Source organism: Halomonas icarae (genome assembly GCF_009901955.1).
GTDB classification, from domain to species: Bacteria; Pseudomonadota; Gammaproteobacteria; order Pseudomonadales; family Halomonadaceae; genus Halomonas; species Halomonas icarae.
Genome location: NZ_WUTS01000001.1, coordinates 2,378,381 through 2,400,699 on the forward strand (window position 1 = coordinate 2,378,381; position 22,319 = coordinate 2,400,699).

Genomic DNA, 22,319 nt, shown 5'->3' on the forward strand with positions numbered 1-22,319 from the left:
ACGCAGGAATACCATGATGCGGGATGCTTCCGACGCAGCCGATACCCCTACCGCGGTGCGGTTGACACTCTTCGGCCACTTCTCGCTCTCTCTCGGCGAGGACGCGCTGACCCAGTTCAGCTACGACAAGGTCAAGGCGCTGCTGGTCTACCTGCTGCTGCATCACCAGCCGGTCAGTCGCGCGACCCTGGCAGAGCTGCTCTGGCCCGACCAGGGGCTCTCGTCGGGACGCACCAATCTGCGCCATGCGCTGCACTGCCTGCGCCAGTCTTTGGGAGAGCACGCCGATGAGGTGCTGGTCGTCTCGCGTCAGACCATCGCCTTCCAGCTGCCTTCGCACTGGAGCCTCGACCTGCACGATATCCACCAGCTGCTCGATGGCGAGCGCGACCTGGCGACCCTGGAATCCCTGCTCGCGCACTACCAGGGTGACCTGGTGGGGGAGTTGCAGATCAGCCACTGCCCCGAGTTTCAGCGCTGGCTGGTGCAGGTGCGCAACGACTGGCGTCAGCGGGTGATTCGCTTCGCCGAAGGGGTGCTGGAGCGCTTCGATAGCGTGCCCGATACGTTGCTCGAGGAGCTGGTCAATCGCTTCTCGGGCTACGGCCCCTTCCACGAGCGTCTGGTTCGCCAGCTTGCCGAACAGGGCCAGCTGGCCGCGGCCCATGAGCAGTACAACGCCTATCTGCAGCTGCTGGCGCTCTCCGGCCAGCAGCCCGAGGCCGGCTTCCTGCAGCTGGCGCGCTACTGGTCCGACGCTCAGTCCGATGCCAGCGCCGCCGCCGGCCTCGGCTTCTCGCGCACTCTCGCCCCGGACAGCTCGCCGCTGCGGGAAGATGAGATCGAGCAGCGTCAGCTCTCGGTGATGGCCATCCGCCTGCGTCTCAAGGCCGATCTCTCGACCCGCTCCTCCAGCCGCACCTGCCTGATGCTGCAGTTCGAGTTGATGCGCTGGCTGGAGGAGCAGTGCCACCACCTGGGGGGCTTCTGGTTGCCCGGCGCCACCGGCGGGCTGGGGCTGGCCTGCTTCGGCACCCACGGCCCGACGCATCAGCTGGCCGAGCTGGTGGCGCTCTATGAACACTGCCGCCGCATGCTGCCGGAAGAGTCGGCGCGCCACTGGACGGGGGAGGGCGAGCCGCCGCTTATCGAGCTCGCCGCCGGCCTCAACAGCGGCCGAGTGATCTATCTGCCCGAGCGCCGCCTGGTCGACCCGCTGGGACAGGTCACCCAGGGCTCGCTTGAGTTGATGAGCGCCGCCGAAGGCAACGAGCTGGTGATCTCCCAGGAGGCCAGCCAGCATATGCCGCCGGCGCTCGACCTGCAGCCACGGCTGAGCTCACGCCTGGTGGCCAGCGATGGTCGGGTGCGCCTGCGCGCTCTGGTGCTTGGTGCGAATGAAGGCGGACGCGAAGCCTTGCCGCCGAGCCTGGTCGGCCGCGAGACCCAGCTGCGCACGCTGCGCGACGCCCTGGCCCGTGCCGGCATCGGCCTGCGGCAGAGCGTGCTGGTTCGCGGCCCCTCGGGCATGGGCAAGTCGGCACTGATGGTCGGCTTCCGCCAGCTCGAGCAGAGCCGCGATGCCGCCATCTGCTGGCAGCCCACCACGCGGCTCTCGGTGCAGGAGCCCTACGGGGTGGCACGCAAGCTGCTGCGCTGGCATCTGGGGCGCGAACTGGATATCAAGCGCCAGGATGCCAGGCGTCAGGATGCCAGGCGCCAGGATGCCAGGCGTCAGGATATCAGGCGCCAGGATAACGAACACCTGGATGCCGAGAGCCTGGCCAATCTGTGCCAGCGCCTGGGGTTGCCGGAACCCGATGAGGCCCGCCGAACGCTGCTCGAGGATGCCATGGGGGTCCATGAGTCGCGTGTCGGCAACGAGCACGCCCAGAGCGGCGAGGCGGTGGAGCTGGTGGTGGACCTGGCCCAGCGTCTGATCGGCCAGATCGCCGTCGAGCGTACCCTGGTGCTGATGATCGACGATCTGCAGTGGCTCGACGAGCTCAGCCTCAAGGTGCTGGCGGGGCTGCAGGCGCGTCTGCCCATCAACTGCGCCTTCATGCTGGTGGCCAGCCACCATGGCCGCGAAGGGCTGCCCGCCAAGCTGCACTGGGACCAGCAGGTCAGCCTCGGCAAGCTCGACGCCATGCACGCCTCGCGGCTGCTCTCCCAGCTGGCCCGGCGCTATCGTCTGCACATCAGCCCACGCCTGCGCGGCCAGATCATCGAGCGCTGCGATGGCGTGCCGCTCTATCTTCAGGAGATCGTGCGGCGTGTCGAGATGGATCGTCGCGAGGGGCGCAGCGTGCAGCTCGACGAGCTGCCCCACGGCCTGCTCGGCCTGCTGGCCAGTCGCATCGACCAGCTCGATGGCGATCGAGAGGTGGCGCATATCGCCGCGGTGCTGGGGCGCCGCTTCCGCTACGACTTCCTGGCCGAATGCAGCGAGTTCGACGGCCAGCGCCTGACGCGTGCCCTCGAGCAGATGCGTCACCTGGACATCATCGAGCCCGCCGAGGGCGACGACACCGGTCGCGAGTTCCAGTTTACCCATCAGCTGCTGCAGGAGGCGGCCTATCTCTCCTGCCCGCGGGATATACGTACCGCCATCCACCGCCAGGTGGTCGCGCTGATCGAAGAGCGCTTCCCGATGTGGATCAGTCGCCACCCGGGCGACTTCGCTACCCATCTGCGGCGCAGCGGCCACTACGCCCGCGGCGCCCGCTACTACGAGCTGGCGGCCCGCGAGGCGCTCAAGGTCAGCGCCAACCGTACCGCCCTGAAGATGGCCGACCTCGGCCTGGTCAGCCTGCGTCAGGTAGAGGGCCAGACCGAACGCGAGATCAGCCTGCTGACGGTGCGCGGCCAGGCGGCCTTCGCCCTGGAGGGGCATGGTTCACCCACCGCCCACGAGAGCTTCGTGCGCGCCCGTGAGCTGATCAAGGCGCTGGCCGAGGAGGGCGAGAGCGTCGACCTGGAGCAGGCCTTCCTGGTCAAGTGGGGGCTCTGGGTGGGCTGCAGCCAGCGCCACGCCCATGCCGACGCCTTCCGCCTGGCCGCCGCCCTGGCCGACCTCGCCCGCAAGATCGGCGATGTGCGCTATGCCCGCCTCGCCGAATATGCCCAGGCCAGCTGTGAATACTGGGCCGGGCGTATCCCGCTCGCCCATGACCATCTCGACGAGATCAATCCCCTCGAGTCGGAGATGATGATCGAATGGCTGCCGTTCTCCGACCACCCCCAGGTGGCCGCGGCCTGTTTCCAGGGCTGGGCACTCTGCCTGCGCGGCGACTACCGCCGCGCCGAGTCCCAGGTCGAGTCGGCGATTCGCCTTGCCGAACGCATCGGCCACCCCGGCAGCCTGGCCATGGCGCTGCTGTATGCCGCCACGCTCTACCGTCAGCTGGGTCATGTGCATCTGGCGACCGACCGCGCCGAGCGCGCCCATCGGTTGACCGGCACCCCCGATCTGCACCTGTGGCAGGTGGCGGCCAGAAGCGTGCTTGGCTGGCAGCGGGCCATCGCCGGTGATCGCGAGGGCCTTGCCAAGGTCGATGCCACCCTCGAGGAGCTCACCGAGCTGACCGGACGCGACCACTACGCCCGCCCCTCGCTATGGTATGTCGATGCCTGCATGGCGCTGGGCGAGTATGCCCGCGCCGAGGAGTATCTCGACCAGGCCCTGGTGCTCGCTCGCGAGCGCTCCACGCTGTTTGTTCCCGAACTCGCCATCCAGCTGGCTCGGGTGCGCCACCGCCTCGGTCATTCGCGGGAAGAGCTCGTGGCGCTGATCGAACTGGCCCTGAACGATGCCCGCGAGGATGGCAACCTGCATCTGCAGATCATCGCCCTGGAGGCCTGGCTGACCCTCGTCGACCCCGCCGACGCCAATGCCCGGCAGGAGTTCCGCCGCCTGCTCGCCGAGATCAGCTACAGCGACGCCCCCATCCTCACCCGCTGGCACAGCCTGCTCGACCGCGCCCAGCCCCGCGCCGTGGATACCGCCCTGTAGCCCTGTGTTGTCGGAGGAGCTGGTCCGCCGAAGCGGTTTCGCATCGCGACGGGAGGCTGGGTTTCATTGTGGCAGGTCGGCTCTCATTGAGGGAAATCGGGGCTCATTGTGGGAGGCCGGGGCTGATTTTGGGAGGCTGGGATTCAGTGTGGGAGGCCGGCTCTGCCGGGCGAATGGAGGCCGCAGGCCTCCCCGGTTGGGTCAGAAAAATGCGACAAGACTAACGGGCGCCTGACGGCGCCATCGCCCGGGGAACCCGGCCTCCCACAGGTTGGTGACCCCCCCCAGTGAGTAGCGCAAGGCCTCCTTGGGTGGTGCTCCCGGAGTCAATGGGTTCATCGCAAACTGGCGTAAATCCGTTCGGTAGTGAGTATTGGGAAGCTGGAGCTTATTGTGGGTGGCCGGGGCTCCTTGTGGGAGGCCGGCTCTGCCGGGCGAATGGAGGCCGCAGGCCTCCCCGGCTGGGCGTCACCCTGCGATGAATCAATCAATGACGTAACGAACACTGAAAGGAATCGCCATGAAGATCGCCGTCGCCGGTACCGGCTATGTGGGCCTCTCCAATGCCATGCTGCTGGCCCAGCACAACGACGTGGTCGCGCTGGATGTTGTTCCGGAGAAGGTCGAGTCCCTCAATGCCGGCATCTCGCCCATCGAGGATGCCGAGATCAGCGAGTTTCTCGCCAACCGAGCGCTCTCCTTCACGGCCACGCTCGACAAGGAGGCCGCCTACCGCGAGGCGGACTTCGTCCTGATCGCCACGCCCACCGACTACGACCCGCGCACCAACCACTTCGATACCTCAAGCGTCGAGGCGGTGATCCAGGATGTGCGCGACATCAACCCCGCCGCGGTGATGGTGATCAAGTCCACCGTGCCGGTGGGCTTCACCGCCGACGCCTGCCGCCGCTATGGCACCGAAAACCTGCTCTTCTCGCCGGAGTTTCTGCGTGAGGGCAGGGCGCTTTACGACAACCTCCACCCCTCGCGGATCATCGTGGGCGAACGCTCCGCCCGCGCCGAGGCATTTGCGGGGCTGCTGACCGAGGGCGCGGTGAAGGAGGAGATCCCGGTGCTGTTTACCAACAGCACCGAGGCCGAGGCGATCAAGCTGTTCGCCAATACCTTCCTCGCCATGCGGGTGGCCTACTTCAACGAGCTGGATACCTACGCCGAGACCCATGGCCTGGACACTCGCCAGATCATCGAGGGGGTGGGGCTCGACCCGCGCATCGGCAGCCACTACAACAACCCGAGCTTCGGCTACGGTGGCTACTGCCTGCCCAAGGACACCAAGCAGCTGCTGGCCAACTATGAGAACGTGCCCAGCAACATGATCCAGGCGGTGGTGGATGCCAACCGCACCCGCAAGGACTTTATCGCCGAGCAGGTGCTGGCGCGCCGACCGAGTGTAGTGGGCGTCTACCGCTTGATCATGAAATCCGGCTCCGACAACTTCCGCGCCAGCGCCATGCAGGGGGTGATGAAGCGCCTCAAGGCCAAGGGCATCGAGGTGATCGTCTATGAACCGGTGCTGGAGGAGGAGGCCTTCTACGGCTCTCGTGTTCTGCGCGACCTCGACGCCTTCAAGGCGGAGGCCGAGGTGATCCTCAGCAACCGCATGGCCGATGAGCTCGCCGACGTGGCCGAGAAGGTCTACACCCGGGACCTCTTCGGCAGCGATTGAGTCGGTATGGCGGTCGGGACAGTACTGGCCGGAACAGCCCCGGTTGGGACTGACCCGCCCTATCTACCTCTATCAGTGGCCCCAGACGATAAAGTGGGGGTTCAGCGTGTCGCCGGGTGTGGCGTAGCCGAGCGGCTCGCCCTCCAGGGTCACCACCCGACCGCCGGCCTGCTCGACCACCGCCTGGGCGGCGCCGGTGTCCCACAGGCAGGTAGGCCCGAGGCGCGGGTAGACATCCGCCACGCCTTCGGCGATCAGGCACAGCTTCAGCGAGCTGCCCATGGGCACCATGTCGTGGCTGCCGAGTGTCTCCAGCCATTCGGCCAGATCGGGGCTCGGGTGGGAACGGCTGCCCACCACGCGCCACATCGCACCCTCGGCGGGCCTGCCGGCAACGCGAATGGTCTGGCGCTGGTTATCCTTGCCTTCACCCCATTCCACCTTGAAGGCCCCCACGCCCTGGGCAGCCAGGTAGGAGACCTCGAGAGCCGGGGCGACCACCACGCCCAGCACCGGCCGGCCATTCTCGACCAGCGCGATATTGACGGTGAACTCGCCGTTGCGTTTGATGAATTCCTTGGTGCCATCCAGCGGATCGACCAGCCAGTAGCGACCATTGGCATCGGCCCCGACGAATCCCTCGGTATCCTCCTCCGAGAGTACGGGTATACTCTCGGGCAGCGCGTTCAGCCCCGCCACGATCTCCACGTGGGCCGCCTTGTCCGCCTCGGTCAGCTGGCTCCTGTCCGCCTTCTCCTCGATGGAGAAGTCGCGGGAGTAGATGGCCATGATGGCATCGCCGGCCTTGAGGGCGAGGCGCTCGGCGGCGTCGAGCAATTCAGAAAGATGCAATGACATAAAGGTCTCGATGGTTACTGGGATGCAGGAATGACCGCTCCGGTGCCTCGGCGCCGCATTAGGTTGCGCCGCAGGCGGACCATTGTGGTGGCGATACGGAGGAGCGGCAGTTGTACGATGGGCATGGATCGCCTCCTCATCATCTCAAGGCTTGAGGCCGCAGGAAATCCCGGCATGGCACTAGCCTGCATTTTCAATCGCTGAGCCCAATGACAGCCAAGGCAGAATAAGATCAAGGCCCTGCAACGAACGGTAAAAACCACCCTTGCCTTTGGTTGGCACGAGGGGGGGCAAGGCGCCGCCAAGGGCACTCTTGCCGGAATGAGGCAGGTTGCCGTCTTGGGGCCTCTAAAACCGTACGCTATCGCTTCTCGGCGTGGAGCCGAAAGGCGAAGTTGCGTAGAATATTGCGCCACCAATGACGATCGTCCTGGCCAGATGCCCGGCGATGTCTATGTTTCTGAAGGGCATGGGAAGCGCCCGGTTTAAATCCCGGGGCGGTAGCGTGCCTGAAAAAAATTCATGATAAGGGCCCGGCGCCGGGCATTGCAATGCCAGCGAAAACTGTTGTCGAGCCTATTGCACAGTAGTGAAGTATTCTTCTGTATATCAAAAATATGGTGAAGTATCTTGAACTCTGGCTTAAGTCATAAAATTATTAAGATCTTTGGCGAGAAGTGGCTTGGGCCAATCATCCTGACCTCGCTCGTATTTTTTCTCTCTCTCTTTGGGTTGAAGGAAATTACCGTTGCGTGTGTCGCGCTATTTTTTATGGTGTGTGGCTTCCAGTTATTACTTGGAGTTTACGATAAGCTGGATTTTTCCATTGTCAGGATAGAGAGAAAGAAAAGGAGAACGGAGAGAGTTCTTCTGAAGTGGGGTGTACATGCTCGCTTCTCACTGGCTTTGGCGCCAGTATTCTACCTCCTGTCACCTGTGGTTGCATGGGTCTATCTCGCCTTGCATATCATTGTCTTTTCGAAGGTTTTAGTGAGATTGGCTGCACGGATAATTAATAGAAAAAAGATATATAAAAATACGCTCATTGATCTAGAGGGCTATCAGCCTGAAATTGCCGTATACGTAACAGGTATGCGGGAGGTGGCTTATCAGATCAATCAATGGCTTCCCGTTCTGGAAAGGCAAAACGTCAAGGTCATGATCATTGCCAGAGAAGCCATTATTTTTGATGACATGCCCGATACACCGATACCGGTATTTACCGCCAAGAGTCAGCGAGAGTTGGAAATATTGCTGGGTGAGTGTTCCTCAATGAGGACGGTGCTCTACCCCGCTAACACCATGAAGAATGTTCAGGCTCTCAGGTACTTCAAGTTAAATCACTATTTTATAAATCATGGAGAAAGTGATAAGGCAGTAAACCAGAGCAAATTTTTAATGGCTTACGACAAGCTACTACTGGCGGGGCCACTTTCCAAGAGGCGGCTTCAGGATGCAGGCTTGCCCCTACGTGATGATCAAATAGAGTACGTCGGGAGACCGCAGGCGGAGTTGCTTCTGGAAGCAGTGAGTGATGAGGGTGTGGCGGATGTCAATACCATTCTCTATGCTCCAACCTGGGAAGGTTATGTAAAAAATGTAGATTATAGTTCTATCGGTCCTCTCGGTTATGAGCTGTGCAAGGATATACTTGAGTCAGGTCAGTATAAGCTCCTTTTCAAGCCACATCCCTATACTGGGAAGGTGAGTGGTAAAAAGAAGCAAGAACTAGAGCGAATAAAGTCTCTTTTCGAGCATCACGATGTGCCCGTGTACGATGATAACGCTTCACTGCATAAGTTGATGAACGAAAGTGATTTACTGATATGTGACATATCCAGCGTGCTGAACGAATACCTGATAACAAAGAAGCCAATTATCCTTTGCAATGTAGATAAGAAAGAAAAAAACGAATTCCTGGAGGAGTTCCCATCTGCACGCGCGGCAACGCTACTGGATCTAGGTCAGGAAGTGCTTGATGTGATACAAGGGATCGCGACAAAAGACGAGCAGCGTCAGGAGAGAGCACATGTTCGGAGTGAGTCTCTTGGTGACTTTCCTGAAGGTGCGATGACACGTTTTTCGAAGGTGCTGGAAAACAGTCTCAGTGAACAATCAAAATCGACAGGGGAAGAGTGTTGAGAGCTTTCTTTCAGCATTTCAGTCATATTGGAAAAGCACTCAGAGAGTTCTCAGGAAATTCTCAGTTTTATCAACTCTCCTGTTTTCTATTAGCCATTTCGCGTCTTCTTCAGGTGGTTAGCTTCTTTCTTCCTTTGAAAATATTGATAATGCTTTCCTCTAAGCAGCCGCCATCCTATCTTGAATATCTACCTATAGAGATTACATATGACACTGCCTTGACCTTACTAATCTTAATGGTGCCTACAGCATATTGTGGCTATATGATCGCCGGGGTTTTTCATCGTTTTTTTATAGATAGGGATCTTGCTAAGTGGAAAGAAAGTGGCTACAAAACAACTCTTATTAACGTTAAGTCAAAAGCAAAGCTAGTTAAGCTTCATGCACATTTGTCTAAAGCGCTTTCTGAGATTATTTTAGTGGTAATGTCTCTGTTACTTGTCTTGGTAATTGATTTTCCAATGTTTGTTGTTGTTTGCATAATGCTGTTTTTGAATCTTAAAGTTTTCGTCGCCAAAGTTTTTTACAAGAGCGATCAAGGCCGGGTAGGTGTTTTTCGGTTACATCGTCGACAGTATATTGAATATTTTACATCAATGAATTTTGTTATTGTTTTCATGCTGCTAGCGGCTCAGGTGTCATATTCGTATATTGGTATATTTGAAGCATTGTTTGTAATACTTTTGTCTAGGATGATGTTCCAGTCCATGCAGCGCTTTTCTGTCGAGAACTTATATATTGTCCATCATCTCGGTTTTGAGCAAAAGCTATGATAGTTAAAGTCTTGATCTGACATGGAATAGGGTGCTTCACAGCACTGGAGAAGTATTTTGTTACCTCGGACTTTCCAATTTTAGCATAGTTAATTATTTGAAAGGAAGTTGCTTTGAAAGTTGATAATCTGGTATATAAGTCTAAGCTTGGTTATTATAGAAGTGTGCGGCATAATAAGAAGATGCCTTTCAACAAGGCGTTTAGAGTTAAAAATGCAGTTTTGAAGTTTTTCTTGCGCAATAACGTTTTTAGAGTTTTTGGTTTTTTTGTTAAGAAAGATATGCTTTTAGGAGGAGCAGGAAAAAGTACCTATTCGTTTAAAATAAAAAATAAAAAATATCCTGTAAGGAAAATATTAAGAATATCATGGACTTTTAGGTTGTGTAGGTACGAGTTGTTTTTTTACTTTGCCAGCATCCCGTGCGAAGATTTTCTTGATGCTGAGATACACAATGCAGTCCAACTTTGCTCGAATCACTCGTCAGGGGTTAATTTTGTTAAAAGAATAAATTATAATTTTATACTACAAAAGCTTACAAAGCTTCATTTTTTCAGCAAAGTCAATATTTGGAAAGAGAAGGGGACATCCTTTTATTTTAGGCAATCTATTAATGGGAATCTTTACTTAAGCGTCAGGAAGATAAATCAGACGGATAGTCGAGTATATCGATATAAAATATTTTTGGCATACCTCTCCTCATTTTTTGTAAGGCGATTAGAAAAGTTCAATAAAAGTGTTCTTGTTTTTGAGAAAGAATGTGGGAAGTATGAGGAGAGTGGCTCAGTTGTCTATGAGAGATTGTTGGATTTAGGATATGATAATGTATATTTCATACTGACTAAAGAGGGCGAGGAAAAATACTTTGTTCCAGATAAATATAAGTCAAATATAGTTAGAAAAGGGTCTTTCAAACACTACTTGCTTTTTTTCTCATCAGTTGTTTTTATTTCCACGGAGTCACCTCCGCAGGTTGTTGATCTTAGATTGGCAAGCACTTGGGCGCTCCATAAATTAAATAAAAAAGATTATACTTATGTTTTTCTTCAGCACGGCGTCATGTATATGGTTTCCCTTTCCTCGAAAGCTAGAGAGGGATTTAAAAAGGGCGTGGGTCTATATCCAGATAGTACAAAAATAGTAGTATCTTCTAAGCTGGAAGCAAAGCACTTTATTGAGCAGGCGGGTTATGAAGAGTCTGATATTTATATTGTGGGGCTTCCTAAGTTTGATAGGGCTGTTTTAAACGAGAGCGCAAGATGTATAACAATAATGCCTACTTGGCGGCCATGGGAGTATAACTTAATTCGTAGCTCCCAGGAAGAGTCGGGATATTTCAAAATGGTGGAGGAGATTTTCGACTCAATCCCTAAAGAGTATAAGGATAGAGTTGTTTTTTTACCACACCCTTTATTTATAGAGTCGTTCAAAAACTCGATATTTAGTAAATTTATACGAGATGACTTGTCTTATGATGAGGTTTTGAGAGATACAAAAATACTCATAACTGACTATTCGTCAATAGCTTATGATAGCTTCAATCGCGGTGCTGACGTGCTGTTCTGGTGGGCTGATAAGGATTTCTGCATGGAGCAGTATGGAGGGAAGCTTATGCTCAATGAAGAAAATGTTTTTGGACCCGTCGCTTATAATAAAGAAAGCATGCGAGCTCACGTGGAGAGTTCTATTAATGGTAGCTCGGATAGAAAATTTTATATGAGAAAATATAGAGAGATAGTTTTCGATTTTGATGGAAGAAGTTCTGATAAGTTGATCGAAAGGTTAAAAGAAGATAATCTCATATAGGTTTTTTATGTCAGTAACTGTAATAACTTACGGAACATTTGATATGTTCCATATAGGGCATCTCAACCTCCTGCGTCGCCTAAGCGAAATGGGCGATCGTGTTGTGGTTGGTGTTTCGACGGATGAGTTCAACTTGGGGAAAGGAAAAAAGACGCTGATTCCTTATGAGCAGCGTGCACAGATTGTTGAATCTATAAAATATGTGGATCTAGTTATTCCTGAAGAAAGCTGGGAGCAAAAGTTATCAGACATAAAAAAACACGATGTCGATATCTTTGCTATAGGTGCGGACTGGAAGGGGAAGTTTGATTTTCTGTCTGATCTGTGCGAAGTTCAATATCTTGAGCGTACCAAAAATATATCAACCAGTGATTTAAAAAGCTCGTTGAAGCGGTTCCTTTCTATCCCCCATGAAGATCTCAGCAAAGCGTTCGAAGTGCTGGAGCTTCTGCGTCGTGATCTTGAGTAATCCCTGAGAAACAAGGTCAATATATGAAACGTAAGCATAGGTTTATCAGTGGTTATCATGCATACACCACTGATGCCATAAGGCTTGTTGATCTTGTATTGCTGTTCCTTTCCGGCTGGCTAGCCTACTGGTTAAGGTTCGATACCTGGGTGATGACCGAGCGTTACCTCTGGGGGGTGACCCTGGGAGGGCTCTTCGGTTTGATGGTGCTTCCGAGCTTTAATATCTACCGCTCGTGGCGGGGGCAGCTACGCATCCGGCTCGTTCTCAAGCTGCTTGGCGCCTACGCCGTTATTGGTGGCCTACTCGCGCTTGTCATGTTCATTACCAAGACGGGGGCAAACTTCTCCCGCTTGTGGGTCGGCTTCTGGATGGTGATAAGCGTTAGCGGGTCTATCAGCATCCGCGCCATTGCCTACCCTATTCTCAATCGGGTGCGCGCCAAAGGGGGCAATCGCAAGAGCGTGATGCTGATTGGAGACCCGGTTTCATGCGCAAGGGCGAGACGGCATATCTTGAAGTTGCCTACCGCAGGGTTTGATGTCGGGCGGGTCATTCTGACAGATCATGACTGGAACGATGACCTTGAAGGTATCAAGCACGACTTGTTTAAAAATGGGGCCAGCATCGATCAGGATGAGGAGGAAGTCTGGATCTGCCTGCCGATATCTCAGGGGGATGTGGTCAGAGATATCCAGCGCTCCCTGAACCTGTCGACGGCAAATGTTCGCTATATGCCTGATATGCGAGATTTTCGCCTGATCAATCACGCCATGTCGGATGTGGCTGGACTCATCATGCTTGACCTGAGCTGCTCGCCGATGTCATTCGGTGCCCGCCTGGTCAAGCGTTTGGAGGATCGCCTGCTGTCGGCCATTATCCTTATATTGATCAGTCCGCTTCTGGTTGCGATTGCCCTCGGGGTCAAGCTTACCTCTCCTGGCCCTGTCTTTTATCGCCAGGAACGGGTGGGGATGAATGGTAAACCGTTCATGATGCTCAAGTTTCGCTCCATGCCGGTCGATGCCGAGAAGAATGGCATACGTTGGGGAGGTGCTGCCAGCATGCCGGTGACACGCTTTGGCTCCTTCCTCCGCCGTACCAGCCTCGATGAACTGCCTCAATTCCTGAATGTTCTCAAGGGCGACATGTCCATCGTTGGCCCCAGGCCCGAGCGAACGGTCTTCGTCGACCAGCTCAAGCACGAGATCCCCGGTTACATGCAAAAGCATATGGTCAAGGCTGGTATCACGGGTTGGGCGCAGATCAATGGCTGGCGTGGCGACACGGACCTGCAGAAGCGTATAGAATTTGACCTCTGGTACGTCGAGAACTGGTCACTATGGCTTGACCTGAAGATCATTTTTCTGACCTTTTTCAAGGGCTTCATCCATAAGCACGCTTATTAGACCATTACCAGGGAGAGGGTATGAACATTGAGGTCGAGAAGTCCTATGGACTGCTTCGCTTCATCAACAAGCCGCGACCATGGCCAGTGAGGTGCCTTTACGGGGTGTTGTCATGGTGTGGATTATTGCTCCTCGGCGCTCCGATTCGTGTGGCCAGCGACAGCTGCCGGTTGGCGATGAAGCCGAATGGCATCAAGATCGTCATTCGTCGCGTGATCTGGTTTGTTCATGCCGGTTGGTTTCCCATCTCCATTCGCTCCGACTACTTTTTCGATATCTCCGAGAAGATGTCGGTTCCGGCTTGTCGCTCCCTTATCGATTGGCTGGAGCGTCGCCCACACATGGATAGCTTCGATAGACGTATCTGGCAGGCCGACCTGTATGGCGGCATTCTGGAACGCCAATGCGAAAAGCAAGGTGAGTTGTTACTGACCCCAGATCACCCCCTTATGCGGGAGGATGAGGCGTTTCGGCACTCGCTGGACGACGCCTTGCAGGCCCTGGGACGGCGTCTCGCGGATCCGCCCGCTAAGCCTCAGGCCTCGAAACGCTTCAAGAAGGGAAGCGACTCCTTCGATAAGAATGATGCCTACCAAACCATCGGCGATTTTCGGCAGCTGATGCAGGGGCTGGGCTGGTCTTGGTATGTGGTGAGCGGCACCCTGCTGGGTGCGGTACGTGAGCAAGACTTTCTCGGGCATGATTATGATATTGATGTAGGCGTCGACTTTCAGGACTTCGAGCTTAGCCTTCTGGAAGAGGCGGTAGCCTCCTCGGCAGGGAGCTGGTTTATCAAGTCGGTAAGCTACTGTACTTTCCGTGAACCGAAAGAGGATGGCTCGGTCCGCTACCATCAGATGGATAAGCCCATACTGGTTAAGTTGGTGCACCGGACAGGTTTGGTAGCGGATCTCTTCGTGCATGTAGAGGAGAGTGGTGTGCTCTGGCATGGATCGGCGATTCATCGCTGGGACAATTCCCCCTTCGAGCTGGCCGAATATCGGCTGGGTGAAGAAACTGTCTATGGAGCCGCCGATGCCGACCGCTACCTGACGGAGAACTATGGTGACTGGCGCACCCCGGTATTGGAGTTCGATTGCAGTGTTGATCCTCCGAATATTCGCTATTCGCGTACTGCCAGGGCGGTGACCTATCTCGCCAAGGTGGCTTATCGCTTTGTCCTTGATGGCGATGTCGAACGAGCCCGGCGCTATCTCGACTCCATGGAAGCTTCCGGCGTTATCGAGCGGTATGATTCCGCTTGGCGCTATAACGGTTAATGAGAGAGACAATGCAGATATTGGTCACCGGCGGCGCCGGCTATATCGGCTCCCACACCGTCGTCGAACTGCTTGAGGCGGGTCATGAGGTCGTCGTTATCGACAACCTCTGTAATGGCTCTCGGGAAGCACTTCGTCGCGTGGAGCGAATTACCGGCAAGCCGGTTCACTTCGTTGAGTGTGATATCCGTGACCGCGAGGGCCTGGATGCGGTCTTCAGCGAGCATGCCATCGATGCGGTGATCCACTTTGCCGGCTTGAAGGCGGTGGGGGAGAGCGTCGGCAAGCCGCTGGCGTACTACGAGAACAATGTGCACGGCACCCTGGTGCTTTGCCAGGCCATGGAGGCGGCGGGTGTCAGGCGCATGGTGTTCAGCTCCTCGGCGACGGTCTATGGCAGCGAGGCGCCGGTGCCCTATGTGGAAACCACGTCGCGCGGCACCACCTCCAACCCCTACGGCACCTCCAAGGCGATGGTGGAGAAGGTGCTCGAGGATCTGGTGGTGGCCGATGAGCGCTGGTCGGTAGCAGTGCTGCGTTACTTCAACCCCATCGGCGCACACCCCTCGGGTCTGATCGGTGAGGATCCACAGGGCATTCCCAATAACCTGATGCCATACATCGCTCAGGTAGCAGTGGGCCGGCTAGATGAGTTGACGATTTTCGGTAACGACTATCCGACGGTAGATGGCACCTGTGAGCGTGACTATCTGCATGTGGTGGATCTGGCGGTAGGTCACCTCAAGGCGCTGAAGGCGTTGGAGTGGCGCGGAGTTCGCACCTATAACATGGGTACCGGAAAGGCAGTCTCCGTGCTCGATATGGTCAAGAGTTTTTCTCGGGTCACCGGGGTGGAGGTCCCCTATTCTTTTGGTGAGCGCCGGGGGGGCGACTTGACTGAGTGTTGGGCCGATGCATCAAAGGCCGCGCAGGAGCTGGGCTGGTCTGCCGAGAAGGGCCTGGACGAGATGATGGCCGACACCTGGCGCTGGCAGTCGGCCAACCCGCAAGGCTTCGCCGAATAGCGCGGATTGAACTGTGGCGTGTGATAGAATGGCCGGCCTTGCGCCGGCCATTTCTGTTTCTGGCCTACCGAATTTCCGACCGTTCGAATCTGGCTTCTCCATGACCACGCCTACCGTTTCCGCTACAGCCGCTGCGCCCGCATGGCATCGTCAGCCATCTTACCTTCAACTCTACACCGGCCTTGCCGTCTTCCTGTTGGGGGCGATTGCCCTGGTGGTGCCCAGTGGTTATTCATTGGGTGCGGTGATGCTGCTGCTGGGCAGCGTGGTGCTGTTGATCAAGCGGCCGGCGCTGGGTCTGGATCGCCGTGACATCGCCATCATGGCGGCCTTGATCCTCTATGCGCTGATACGGATCGCCGCGGCCTGGTGGGATGGGCAGGGCTGGTCGGGCGTCGACAAGCCCATTCGCTTCGTGCTGGCGATTCCGGCCATGCTGTTGGTCATGGCCTATCCGCCCCGGCTGAGCTGGTTCTGGAGTGGTCTCGCCATCGGTGCGATCGGTGCCGGCGGCTGGGCCGGCTGGCAGAAGCTGGTGGCGGGCGTGGATCGAGCGACGGGCTATACTTATGTGATCCAATTCGGCAACCTGAGCATGCTGCTGGGCATCCTCTGCGTGGCAGGGCTTGGCTGGGCGTATGTGCAGCGTCACCGTCACTTTTGGCTTGGCTTGATGGCGGTGGGGGCCCTGTGTGGTGTGCTGGGTTCGCTGTTCTCGGGTAGCCGTGGCGGCTGGGTCGGCATCCCCTTTATCCTGCTGGTGCTCTACCGGGGGTATGGGCGCCAGCTCTCTCTTGGGCTCAAGATCACCGCGCTGGCTGTGGTTATCGGCGGTGGCGCGCTGGTGTATGCCCTGCCGCAGACCGGTGTGCAGCCGCGGGTTCTCAAGGCGTTCGATGATATCGAGCGTTATGTGGAGGGTGAGAGCCGTACCAGTTCGCTCGGCGCCCGCTTCGAGATGTGGAAGGGCGCCACGCGGCTGATCATGGAGAAGCCGCTGACCGGCTGGGGTGAGAACGGCTATCGTCGCGCCATGCAGGCCCTGGGCGAGCAGGATATCGTGCATCCCAGGGTGGCGAAGAAGTACGGCCATCCCCACAACGAGTTTCTTAACGAGCTGGTCAAGCGGGGCGTGTTCGGCCTGCTGGCCTTGTTGGCCCTCTATTTGATGCCGATGCGCTTCTTTGCCCGGCAGATGGCGAGCCAGAACCTCGAGCGGCGCAGCCTGGCGATCGCCGGGGTGTTGCTGCCGGTGGCGTATATCGATTTCGGCCTATCCCAGGCCTTTCTGGCCCACAACAGCGGCACCATGATGTTCGCGTTTCTGCTGGCGGTGCTGTGGGGTTGTTTCCGAGCCACGGGGATGTCGGAGACGGCTCAATCTGTTCGGTAGCGGCATGAGAGGTGGTGAGGCGTTCGATGGGGTCTGTCTACCATAGATTGGGGTCAGACCCCAAACCCCGGGGTCTGACCCCTAGTCAACCTCACGACAAGGTCATAGCAAGAAGAACTGGCTATATATCGCCATCAGCGGTTCGCCACCGAGCAGGGCGATCCAGCCGGCCAGTGCCAGGTAGGGGCCGAATGGCATGGGGGCGCCGCGCAGCCTGGGAATGGCGAGCTGGATCAGGATGCCGAGCACCGCGCCGACCCCGGCGGAGAGAATCAGTAGCAGCGGCAGGTACTGCCAGCCCATCCAGGCGCCCAGGGCGGCGAGCAGCTTGAAGTCGCCATAGCCCATGCCCTCCTTGCCGGTGATCAGCTTGAAGGCCCAGTAGAAGCTCCACAGCACCAGGTAGCCCGCCATGGCGCCGATCACTGCACTGGGCAGCAGCAGCGGCTGGAACAGCAGCTGATAGAGCAGGCCCGCCCACAGCAGCGGCAGGGTGAGTGCATCGGGAAGCAGCTGAGTGCGCAGATCGATCGCCGCCATGGCGAGCAGTGCAAGACAGGCACCGAGCACGAACAGCCCCTGCCAGGTGGCGCCAAACAGCAGGACCACGGCCACGGCGAGCGCGCCGCCGGCCAGTTCCACCAGCGGGTACTGGGGGCTGATGCGGGTGGCACAGTGGGCGCAGCGGCCGCGACGCTTCAGCCAGCCGAGCACCGGGATATTGTCGTGCCAGGCGACGGGCGTCTCGCAGCTCGGGCACATCGAGCGCGGCGTCAGCAGGTTGAAGGTCTCCTGTTGCTCTTCGGGGAGCTCCAGCGCCTCGCGGGCCTCGGCTCGCCAGCCAAGCATCAGCATCACCGGCAGGCGGGCGATCACCACGTTGAGAAAGCTGCCCAGGCAGAGGCCGATAAAGGCCGCCAGGGGGATGAGCAGGGTAGGGGGAAGGTGCAGCACTGATAAATCCTTGGTTAATTACACTTCAGCGTGAATCTGTTTAGCAGGCGGAGACTGGTGGGAGGCAGGCGGTGCATGGTGGGTGGCAGGTGATGCATGGTGGGTGGCAGGTGATGCATGGTGGGAGGCCGGCTGTGCCGGGCGAATGGCGCCGTCAGGCGCCGCAGTGGCGTTAGGAAGGCCGGTAGCTTCCATTGGGAGCCTTCGGCTCCTTCGCCCGGGGGACCCGGCCTCCCACCAGTGTTCCCAGCTTTGTCTGCCCACCAGTGTTCCCAGCTTTGCCTCCCACCAGTGTTACCAACCGTTGCAGCCGCGGCTAGATCACCGAGCCCAGCTGGAAGATCGGCAGGTACATGGAGACGACCAGGCCGCCGACCAGCACGCCGAGCACCACGATGATAAAGGGTTCGAGCAGCGAGGTGAGCGTATCGACCATATTGTCGACCTCCTCCTCGTAGTAGTCCGCCACGCGGTTGAGCATGGCGTCCAGCGAACCGGCCTCCTCGCCGATGCCGACCATCTGCACCGCCAGCGGCGGGAACTTCTCGGTCATGCGCATGGCGAAATTGAGCTGCTGGCCGGTCGCGACATCCTCGCGAACCTCCTCCACGGCGCGTTCGTAGACCTTGTTGCCGGTGGCGCCGCCGGCGGTATTCAGCGCCTCCACCAGCGGTACGCCGGCCCCGAAGGAGGTGGCCAGGGTGCGCGAGTAGCGCGCCACGGCGGATTTATCGAGGATCTGGCCGATCACTGGGACCTTCAGCGACCAGGCATGCACCCGGTAGGCGAAGGCTTCCGAACGCTTCATGCCGTTACGAATAAAGAATACCAGCGCGACGATGCCGAGCACGCCCCACCACCAGTACTGCTGGGCGAATTCGGAGAGCTGCATGGTCATGCGGGTCATCGCCGGCAGCTCGGCACCGAAGCCCTGGAACAGGCTCTCGAACTGCGGCACCACCTTGACCAGCAGCAGGGCGGTGACGCCCAGGCCCACGCTGATCACCGCGGCGGGGTACCACAGCGCCTTCTTCACCCGGCTCTTAAGGGCCTCGACCTTCTCCTTGTAGGTGGCCACGCGGTCGAGCATGCGATCCAGCGAGCCGGACTGCTCGCCGGCCGCCACCAGGTTGCAGAACAGCCTGTCGAAGTGCTGGGGGTAGCGGCGCATGGCCTCGGAGAAGCTGGCACCGGCGCTGACATCGTTCATCAGCTCCTGCACCAGGGCGCTCATGGCGGGCTTCTTCATGCTCTCCGCCACCACCTGAAAGGCCTGCAGGATGGGTACACCGGCGCGAATCATGGTCGACATCTGGCGGGCGAACAGCATGATGTCATGTGGCTTGATCTTGCCCATGCCGCCGCCGATGCCACTCTTGCGACGCACGCTGCCGACGATGATGTTCTGGCCAGCGAGGACCTTCTCGACCTCCTGGCGCTTGGTGGCGACCACCTCGCCCTTCATCTTGCGTCCGTTAGGCCCCTTGCCGGTCCAGTTCCAGCGGTAGAGCTTGGTCTTTTGGCTCGCCTTGGCCTTCTGGCCTGCCCTGGTGTTCTTTGCCGTCGCCATTCGAGATCCCTGTTCCTGCGTCTACGCGTTGTTGTTACTGGTTACCCCTCGTTGGCGACATTTCCGGGAGGCCTTCGGCCTCCATTCGCCCGGGGGACCCGGCCTCCCACCCTGTTGTCCTCGCCCCTCGTTCCTCGCCCCTCGTTCCTCACCCCTCGTTCCTCACCCCTCGTTCCTCGCCCCTCGCCCCTCGTTCCTCGCCCCTCGTTCCTTCAATCCTTCGTCACCCTGAACACTTCCGCCAGGCTGGTCACCCCCTGCATCGCCTTGAGCAGGGCGCTGCGGCGCAGATCGGGGTGGCCCTCCTGGCGTGCCTGGTGGTCGAAGTCCATGGAGTCGCCGTTCTTCATGATCAGGTGGCTCATGGCGTTGCTGATCGGCACCACCTCGTAGATGCCCACGCGCCCCTTGAAGCCCTTGGTGCAGTGCTTGCAGCCGACCGGCTCGAAGATGGTCGCGGTGGCGATCTCCTCGGCGCTGAAGCCCTGCTCCTCGAGCACCTCACGGGGGATGTCGGCCGCCTGCTTGCAGTGATCACACAGCCGCCGCGCCAGGCGCTGGGCGATGATCAGGCTCACGGAGCTGGCGATATTGAACGCGGCCAGGCCCATGTTGGCAAGGCGCGACAGCGTTTCCGAGGCGGAGTTGGTGTGCACGGTGGAGAGCACCAGGTGGCCGGTCTGGGAGGCCTTGACGGCGATCTCGGCGGTCTCCAGGTCACGGATCTCGCCGACCATCACCACATCCGGGTCCTGGCGCAGGAAGGCGCGCAGGGCGCTGGCGAAGTCCAGGCCGATCTTGGGCAGCACGTTGACCTGATTGACGCCGGGTACCTTGATCTCCACCGGGTCCTCGGCGGTGCAGATATTGCGCTCCACCTCGTTGAGGATATTGATGCCGGTATAGAGCGTTACCGTCTTGCCGCTGCCGGTGGGGCCGGTAACCAGGATCATGCCCTGGGGCTGGCTGAGCGCTGTCTCGTACATCGCCTTCTGCGCGGGGGTGAAGCCGAGCTGCTCGATGCCGATCTGGGCCGAGCTGGGATCGAGGATCCGCAGTACCAGCTTCTCGCCATAGACCGTGGGCAGCGAGTTGACGCGAAAGTCGATGGAGCGCGTCTGGGAGAGCTTGAGCTTGATGGCGCCATCCTGGGGCAGGCGTCGCTCGGAGATATCCAGGCGTGCCATCACCTTGAGCCGCGCGGCGATGCGGGTGCGCATGGCGAAGGGTGGATGGGCGATATCGTGGAGCATGCCATCGATGCGGAAGCGTACCCGATAGTTGGTCTCGTAGGGTTCGAAGTGGATATCCGAGGCGCCGCGGCTGATGGCATCGAGCAGGATCTTGTTGACGAACTTGATGATCGGGGCATCTTCGCGGGCCGACTGGGCATCGGTGTTGATGTCCACCTCGCGGCCGCCATCCTCCTCGGCGTAGTCCAGCTCGCCGATGGCGTCGTCAACGCCCTTCAGCGAGTCGAGCATGCTGGTCTCGCTGCTGGCCAGGTAGCTCTCCAGCACCGGCACCAGCTGGTCCTCGGGTGCCAGCACGCCCTCCGGCGAGAGGCCGGTGGCGAACTGCAGCTCGTCGAGCTGGGTCAGGGTGGAGGGGGAGGGCACCGCCACCGTCAGCCGATGGCCATGCTGAATCAGCGGCAGCACCTTGAGCTTGCGCAGGATCTTCTCGGGGAAGCGCTCCGCCTTGGGCAGCGTCTCTAGGCGGATGGCATCCAGATCGATGATCGGCAGGCCATACTCGCGCGCCGCGGTCAGCGTGGCGTCGCGGGCCGGCACCAGCCCGGAGTCGATCACATGGTGCAAAAGCGAGACGTCCCCCTCCCGCGCCTCCCTCTCGGCGCGCACCGCCGCCGCCGCGCTGAGCCGCTCGTCGGCCACCATGCGCCGCGCCAGGCCACGCAGCCCGGCGGCCGCATCGTCGCTGACGGGCGGCTGGGAGGAGGTCGGCGGTGAGCGGTAATCGTTCATGGCGTCTCGCGGGTTGTGGGGTGTGGCGATCGTGGGGTGTGACCTAGCGCTCTCGTCACATGGAGATGAGGCAATTCACCCCATTCTAGCCGTTCGCATCCTCTGCGCCCACCCATCGTCCGCGTCCGCGGCCGCGGCCGCGGCCGCTCGGGCCGCGAGAGGGGGCTTGCCAGCACGGCGTGAGTTATGCAATCTGATATGCATCAAGATTGTGGTACTTATGCAGTTTTGACCTACAATAATCCTTGCAAGGTTGCGAAGCGTAAATTAATGTAACCATCAACCAAGGATGAGACTTTTGATCTTGGTGGATATGGTGGGGCCCAGACCCTTCCCAACCATCGAAACCGACACCGCACGGGCAGCACCGCAAGGCTCACGCCACAAGCGCCACGGCGGAACAGCAAGCAAGGGGTAAGGAATGAAGCAAATGATGATGAAGAAAACACAGCTCAACAAGGCTCAGGGGGGCTTTACCCTGATCGAGCTGCTGATTGTGGTGGCGATTATTGGGATCTTGGCGGCGATTGCGATTCCGCAGTATCAGGATTATGTCCAGAAATCAGAAAATGCTGCATGTTTGGCAGAGGCCAGATCTTACGCTACCGCTGTAGCTGCGGCGCGTGCTGCAGGAGGTTCTGATCCCAAGCTCAGTGATGTGTTTTCTGGTGGAGCGACGGCCTCTTGTGATCTCAAATTTTCAGGTAGTGATTCTGAGAATGTTTCATATGCTATCACAAAAGACGATGGTACTTCAGGTGTCGAAGAAGTTAGCATAGGCTTTAATAGTTAAATGAGTGGTTAGTGTGGGTTGGTTATGGTTAGATCCCACACTTTCTTCTAAGATTGAAACAGTCAGCGGTCGGCAGATATGCCGGCCGCTGGCGTTTTTACCATTCAATTTGCAGTCGTTTTTCTCGGTGATGGGCTAAGTTTTTTCCTTGCCCTGAATCG

Annotated in this window: 15 protein-coding genes; 11 read left to right on the top strand and 4 right to left on the bottom strand. The window is 58.1% G+C overall.

The features are described from left to right. Positions 1-16 precede the first annotated feature (16 nt). A complete protein-coding gene (locus tag GRB80_RS10755; protein WP_161424320.1) occupies positions 17-4,015 on the top strand; it encodes an ATP-binding protein in 3,999 nt (1,332 codons plus the stop codon). Between the two features lie 520 nt (positions 4,016-4,535). Then, positions 4,536-5,702 (top strand): nucleotide sugar dehydrogenase, encoded by a 1,167-nt coding sequence (locus GRB80_RS10760; protein WP_161423576.1) that lies wholly within the window; start codon positions 4,536-4,538, stop codon positions 5,700-5,702. Between the two features lie 72 nt (positions 5,703-5,774). Here the strand turns inward: GRB80_RS10760 and cysQ are convergent, their stop codons facing one another. Then, positions 5,775-6,560, bottom strand: a complete 786-nt coding sequence (gene cysQ / locus GRB80_RS10765; protein WP_161423577.1) for a 3'(2'),5'-bisphosphate nucleotidase CysQ — start codon at positions 6,558-6,560, stop codon at positions 5,775-5,777. Between the two features lie 630 nt (positions 6,561-7,190). Here cysQ and GRB80_RS10770 point away from each other — a divergent pair. The 8 genes from GRB80_RS10770 to GRB80_RS10805 all read left to right on the top strand — a co-directional run bounded on the left by GRB80_RS10770 (position 7,191) and on the right by GRB80_RS10805 (position 16,856). Continuing rightward, positions 7,191-8,702: a CDP-glycerol glycerophosphotransferase family protein gene (locus tag GRB80_RS10770; RefSeq protein ID WP_161423578.1), complete on the top strand. Its 1,512-nt coding sequence runs from the start codon at positions 7,191-7,193 to the stop codon at positions 8,700-8,702. Further along, complete coding sequence (locus GRB80_RS10775; protein WP_161423579.1) at positions 8,699-9,475, top strand: hypothetical protein; 777 nt, start codon at positions 8,699-8,701, stop codon at positions 9,473-9,475. Before GRB80_RS10770 ends, GRB80_RS10775 begins: the two co-directional genes overlap by 4 nt. A 113-nt stretch (positions 9,476-9,588) precedes the next feature. Further along, on the top strand, positions 9,589-11,280 hold the full coding sequence (locus GRB80_RS10780; protein WP_161423580.1) for a CDP-glycerol glycerophosphotransferase family protein: 1,692 nt from the start codon (positions 9,589-9,591) through the stop codon (positions 11,278-11,280). A 7-nt stretch (positions 11,281-11,287) separates the two neighbouring features. Next, positions 11,288-11,749: a glycerol-3-phosphate cytidylyltransferase gene (gene tagD / locus GRB80_RS10785; protein WP_161423581.1), complete on the top strand. Its 462-nt coding sequence runs from the start codon at positions 11,288-11,290 to the stop codon at positions 11,747-11,749. 23 nt (positions 11,750-11,772) lie between these two features. Continuing rightward, the gene (locus GRB80_RS10790) at positions 11,773-13,158 is read left to right on the top strand and encodes an undecaprenyl-phosphate glucose phosphotransferase (RefSeq protein ID WP_161423582.1); all 1,386 of its coding nucleotides are present in this window, start codon (positions 11,773-11,775) and stop codon (positions 13,156-13,158) included. A gap of 20 nt (positions 13,159-13,178) precedes the next feature. Further along, entirely contained in the window at positions 13,179-14,438 is a 1,260-nt protein-coding gene (locus tag GRB80_RS10795) for a LicD family protein (RefSeq protein WP_161423583.1), read from the top strand. Positions 14,439-14,449: 11 nt separating this feature from the next. Next, positions 14,450-15,463, top strand: a complete 1,014-nt coding sequence (gene galE, locus GRB80_RS10800) for a UDP-glucose 4-epimerase GalE (RefSeq protein ID WP_161423584.1) — start codon at positions 14,450-14,452, stop codon at positions 15,461-15,463. A gap of 100 nt (positions 15,464-15,563) precedes the next feature. Beyond that, the gene (locus tag GRB80_RS10805) at positions 15,564-16,856 is read left to right on the top strand and encodes an O-antigen ligase family protein (protein WP_161423585.1); all 1,293 of its coding nucleotides are present in this window, start codon (positions 15,564-15,566) and stop codon (positions 16,854-16,856) included. A 102-nt stretch (positions 16,857-16,958) separates the two neighbouring features. Here GRB80_RS10805 and GRB80_RS10810 read toward each other — a convergent pair whose 3' ends face one another. The 3 genes from GRB80_RS10810 to pilB form a co-directional block, all read right to left on the bottom strand. After that, the gene (locus tag GRB80_RS10810) at positions 16,959-17,807 is read right to left on the bottom strand and encodes a prepilin peptidase (protein WP_161424321.1); all 849 of its coding nucleotides are present in this window, start codon (positions 17,805-17,807) and stop codon (positions 16,959-16,961) included. A 319-nt stretch (positions 17,808-18,126) separates the two neighbouring features. After that, entirely contained in the window at positions 18,127-19,380 is a 1,254-nt protein-coding gene (locus GRB80_RS10815) for a type II secretion system F family protein (RefSeq protein ID WP_161423586.1), read from the bottom strand. 212 nt (positions 19,381-19,592) lie between these two features. Beyond that, positions 19,593-21,365, bottom strand: a complete 1,773-nt coding sequence (pilB, locus tag GRB80_RS10820; protein ID WP_161423587.1) for a type IV-A pilus assembly ATPase PilB — start codon at positions 21,363-21,365, stop codon at positions 19,593-19,595. Between the two features lie 430 nt (positions 21,366-21,795). Here pilB and GRB80_RS16610 point away from each other — a divergent pair, with 430 nt between their 5' ends. Beyond that, positions 21,796-22,158, top strand: a complete 363-nt coding sequence (locus GRB80_RS16610) for a prepilin-type N-terminal cleavage/methylation domain-containing protein (protein ID WP_374708662.1) — start codon at positions 21,796-21,798, stop codon at positions 22,156-22,158. Positions 22,159-22,319: the final 161 nt, after the last annotated feature.